The sequence below is a fragment of the Teichococcus aerofrigidensis genome (genome assembly GCF_054073225.1).
Map to the genome: position 1 here is coordinate 1 of NZ_JBSXMU010000180.1, position 4,428 is coordinate 4,428.

Here is a 4,428-nt window from a genome sequence, read left to right on the forward strand (position 1 = left end):
CGGGCGGCGGGTCCAGGAAGGCCATCGCCGCCGGATCGGCGCCCCAGGCGGCGCAGTCCAGCGCCAGCCCCGACAGCTCGGATTCCAGGATCTCCGGCCGGTCCGCCGGCGGCAGGCCGCGATGCAGCGCCTCCGACCAGAGCCGGATGGCGAGGCCGGGCGCGGTGCGGCCGGCGCGGCCGGCGCGCTGCTCGGCGCTCGCGCGGGAGATGCGCAGCGTGGCCAGCCGCGACAGCCCGGTCGCGGGATCGAGGCGCGGCGCGCGGCGAAAGCCGCCATCGACGACGATCCGCACCCCCGGCACGGTCAGCGAGGTCTCGGCGATCGAGGTGGCCAGCACCACCTTGCGTCCGCCGCCGGGCCGGTGATCCGGGTCCAGCGCCTTGTCCTGCTCGGCGGGCGGCAATTCGCCATGCAGCGGCAGCACGTCGGCGCCGAGGCCGCCCAGCCGCTCCATCGTGCGGCGGATCTCGCCCCAGCCGGGCAGGAAGGCCAGCACATCGCCCGGATGCGCCGCCAGCGCCTCGCGGATGGCCGCGGCCATCGCCTCGGGCAGGTCGCGCGGATCGCGCAGATCCCGCTGGCGATACCGCACCGTGACGGGGAAGGCGCGGCCCAGGCTCTCGATCACCGGGGCCGGGCCGCCCTCACCGCCCAGCAGCCGGGCGAAGCCCTCGGCCTCCAGCGTCGCGGACATGGCGAGCAGCCGCAACTCCGGCCGCAGCGCGCGTTGCAGGTCGAGGCAGAGCGCCAGGGCCAGGTCGGTGTCGAGGTTGCGCTCATGCGCCTCGTCGAACAGCACCGCGGCCACGCCCTCGAGGCCCGGGTCGGATTGCAGCCGCCGCACCAGCAGGCCCTCCGTCACCACCTCGATCCGCGTCGCCGCGGAGACGGCGCGGTCCAGCCGGGTGACGACGCCGGCCGTCTGCCCGAGCGGCTCGCCCAGCAGCTCGGCCATGCGGCGGGCGGCGGCCCGGGCGGCGACGCGGCGCGGCTCCAGCACCAGGATCCGCTGCCCCGCGGCCCAGGGCTCGTCCATCAGCCGCAGCGGCACGAGGGTCGTCTTGCCCGCGCCGGGGGGCGCCACCAGCACGGCATTGCCGCCGGCGCGCAGGGCCTCCGCCAGGCGCGGCAGGGCTTCGGAGACGGGAAGTTCGGGCAGGGGGGGCATGGCAGGCGGGCTTACCACGCGCCGCCGTGGCGCCCCAGCCCGGAGCGGCGCCATGCGGCGCGGGAGGGCCTCCCCCCGCTCTTCCGCTCCCCGTCCTGGAGCCCCCGCCCTCAAGCCCCCCTGGCGCGAGCCTCGCCGAGGCGTCAATCTGTCCGGCCCTCATGGTCTGCCCGCGTGGCCTGCCGGCGGGGAAACACAGAGACTTGGGGACGTAGACACCATGCGCATTCTGCTGGTGGAGGATGATGCCGAGGTCAGCCGCTTCGTGAAGAAGGGGTTGCAGGAGGCCGGGCATACGGTGGAGCACGCGTCCAGCGGGCGCGACGGCCTGTTCCTTGCCGCCGGGGAGAGTTTCGATCTCCTGGTCCTGGACCGCATGCTGCCCGGTGGCGTCGATGGCGTCCGGCTCGTCGAGACGCTGCGGGGCCAGGGCAACCACACGCCCGTGCTGTTCCTCTCGGCCCTGGCCGGGGTGGACGAGCGGGTGAAGGGGCTGAAGGCCGGCGGTGACGACTATCTGGTCAAGCCCTTCGCCTTCGCCGAGCTGCTGGCGCGGGTCGAGGCGCTGGGCCGCCGGCCGGCGGTCGACGCGCCGGCGACGCGGCTCAAGGTGGCCGATCTGGAGCTCGACCTGCTGTCCCGCACGGTGACGCGGGCCGGCAAGAAGATCGACATCCAGCCGCGCGAGTTCCGCCTGCTGGAGCACCTGATGCGCCATGCCGGACAGGTGGTGACGCGCACCATGCTGCTGGAGAAGGTCTGGGACTACCATTTCGACCCGCAGACCAACGTGATCGACGTGCATGTCTCCCGCCTGCGCCAGAAGCTGGACAAGGGGCACGACAAGCCGCTGATCCACACCGTGCGCAACGCCGGCTACATGATCCGCGCCGAGGGCTGACGAACGAAACCCAAGGCTTGAAGGTCATGCCGCACAACCGCCGGCGGCCGCAGCATCCGGGGCCGCTCTGGCGGCTGCTGTCCTCCGCCGGCTTCCGCTTCGCGCTGCTGTTCGCCACCCTGTTCCTCGGCGCCTGCCTCGCCTTCGCCGGCGTGCTCTGGTGGGGCACCGCGGGGACGCTGGAGCGGCAGACCGACGCGGCCATCCGCGCCGATGCCTCCGCCCTGCTCGAGCGCTGGCGCGATGCCGGCCCGCAGGCGGTGGCGGAGACCATCGAGGAGCGCCTGGCGCTCGATGCCGAGGCTCAGGCGCTGTACCGGCTGGAGACGCCGCGGGGCGAGCGGCTGGCCGGCAATCTCGCCACCCTGCCCGCCCAGGGGCCCGGCGAGGCGAGCTGGCACAGCCTGACCCTGGAGCATGACGACGACCCGCCCGGCGAGGCGCGGCTCTTCGTGCAGGCGCTGCCCGATGGCAGCCAGCTGGCGGTGGGGCGCGAGGTGGGCGAGAAGCAGCGGCTGCGCGCCCTGCTGACCGAGGGGCTGGCCTGGGCCGCCGGCGCCGCCCTGGTCTTCGCCGTGATCGGGGCGATGCTGATGCGCCGCGCGCTGGAGCGGCGCCTGGCCCCGGCCAGCCTGACCGCGGCCCGCATCGCCAACGGCGACCTGACGCAGCGCGTGCCGATCTCCCTGCATGACGACGAGTTCGACCGGCTCGGCGCCAGCATGAACGCCATGCTCGACCGCATCGCGCATCTCATGGAGGGGGTGCGCGGCGTCTCGGACGCCATCGCCCACGACCTGCGCACGCCGATCTCCCGGGCCCGCAGCGGCCTGGAGGAAACCCTCCTGGGCGAGAGCAGCGACGCCGAGGCGCTGCGCGGCGCGATCGAGCGCGGCATCGCCGACCTCGACAACGTCACCCGGGTGTTCCAGGCGGTGCTGCGCATCGCCGAGGTGGAGGCGGGCGCGCGCCGCGCCGCCTTCGCCCCGCTCGACCTCGCGGCGCTGCTGGCCGACGCGGCGGAGCTCTACGGTGCCTCGGCGGAGGCGCGCGGCCAGACGCTGCACACCGCCTGGCCATCCAGCCTGCCGATGACCGGCGACCGCGACCTGCTGCTGCAGCTGGTGGCCAATCTGCTGGACAACGCGGTGAAGTTTACCCCGCCGGGCGGCGCCATCAGCCTGACGGCCGAGCCGGACGGGGAGGAGGTGCTGCTGCGCGTGGCCGATGAGGGACCCGGCCTCGCGCCGCAGGACCGGGCCCGGGTGGGCGAGCGCTTCTTCCGCACCGATACCGCCCGCGCCACGCCCGGCTCCGGCCTCGGCCTCTCCCTGGTGCGCGCGGTGGCGACGCTGCATGGCGGGCGGCTGTGGTTCGAGGATGCCGGCGGGCCGCCGGAACAGCCTGGCCTCGCCGTCCTGCTGCGCCTGCCGCTGGACGGGCCCCACCCCGCCACCTCCGGCGCGGTGGCGGCATGACGCTGGCTTCATGCCGCGCCCATCGGCGCGCAGGGCCGGTGGGCGCAGCATGGCGTCATGGTCCCGCGCCTGCCTCTGCTGATGACCGTCTGGCTGGCCGCCGCGCCGGGCGCGCTGGCGGCGGCGGAGCTTCGCCTGCTGCCGGTCAGCCAGGCGGATTGCGAGTCCCTGGCCGGCCGCTTCGACCGCCAGCCCGGCGCCGGGCGGGACGAGCCTCGGGACCTGGCGGAGGAGGGGCTGCGGCTGTGCCGCGCCGGCCAGTTCCGCGCCGGGGCACTGAAGCTGCGGCGCGCCATCCGTGCCGCGCATGGGCCGGCGCCCTCCATCGACCGGCGCCTGCCCGAGGCCGCCCTGCGGCCGGCGACCGAGCTGCGCTGATCCCCCGCCCGCCGGATCGTCACCGCCCAGGGGACCACGACCATGGGCATTGAGCGGACCGCCCCGCTGGCCGGCGCGGCCGCGCTCTGCTCCGGCATCGGCCTGGCCCGCTTCGCCTATGTCCCGGCCTTCCCCGCCATGGTCGCCGCCGGCTGGGTGGATGGCGGCGGCGCCGGCCTGCTCGGCGCGCTGAACCTCACCGGCTATCTGATGGGGGCGCTGGGCGGGCGGCGCCTCGCCGGACGCCTCGGCGTGCCGGCCGCGCTCGACCTCGGCATGGCGCTGGTGGTGCTGTCCTGCCTGGCCTGCGCCTGGCCGGGTGGCCTGGCCTGGCTCGGACCCTGGCGCGGCCTCGCGGGTTTCGCCGGCGGCGTGCTGATGGCGCTGGCCGGGCCGGCGGTGCAGGCGGTGGTGCCGCCGGCGCGGCGCCCCGGGGCGGGGGGGCCCGGGCAGCGCCGGGTGTCGTCCCAGCCCTCCGGCTCCACCGCCCAGACCTGCGT

Annotated in this window: 5 protein-coding genes; 4 read left to right on the forward strand and 1 reads right to left on the reverse strand. The window is 75.8% G+C overall.

Translation table 11 applies throughout. From position 1 onward, the window contains the following. A partial coding sequence (locus ACVMLK_RS19880) for a helicase-related protein (protein ID WP_457487398.1) occupies positions 1 to 1,171 on the reverse strand: 1,171 nt, incomplete at its 3' end. Between the two features lie 220 nt (positions 1,172 to 1,391). On the opposite strand from ACVMLK_RS19880, the gene ACVMLK_RS19885 reads away from it, so the two are divergent. The 4 genes from ACVMLK_RS19885 to ACVMLK_RS19900 all read left to right on the forward strand — a co-directional run. Beyond that, positions 1,392 to 2,072, forward strand: a complete 681-nt coding sequence (locus ACVMLK_RS19885) for a response regulator transcription factor (RefSeq protein WP_198365712.1) — start codon at positions 1,392 to 1,394, stop codon at positions 2,070 to 2,072. Between the two features lie 26 nt (positions 2,073 to 2,098). Then, on the forward strand, positions 2,099 to 3,550 hold the full coding sequence (locus ACVMLK_RS19890) for a sensor histidine kinase (protein ID WP_198365713.1): 1,452 nt from the start codon (positions 2,099 to 2,101) through the stop codon (positions 3,548 to 3,550). An 81-nt stretch (positions 3,551 to 3,631) separates the two neighbouring features. Beyond that, a complete protein-coding gene (locus ACVMLK_RS19895) occupies positions 3,632 to 3,928 on the forward strand; it encodes a hypothetical protein (RefSeq protein WP_457487399.1) in 297 nt (98 codons plus the stop codon). 42 nt (positions 3,929 to 3,970) lie between these two features. After that, positions 3,971 to 4,428 (forward strand): YbfB/YjiJ family MFS transporter (locus tag ACVMLK_RS19900; protein ID WP_457487400.1); only part of this gene is annotated, 458 nt, incomplete at its 3' end.

What these genes read in the sequence shown, in the direction of transcription:
- ACVMLK_RS19885 (WP_198365712.1), top strand. Translation starts at nt 1,392, where the DNA reads ATGCGCATTCTGCTGGTGGAGGATGATGCCGAGGTCAGCCGCTTCGTG.
- ACVMLK_RS19890 (WP_198365713.1), top strand. Translation starts at nt 2,099, where the DNA reads ATGCCGCACAACCGCCGGCGGCCGCAGCATCCGGGGCCGCTCTGGCGG.
- ACVMLK_RS19895 (WP_457487399.1), top strand. Translation starts at nt 3,632, where the DNA reads ATGACCGTCTGGCTGGCCGCCGCGCCGGGCGCGCTGGCGGCGGCGGAG.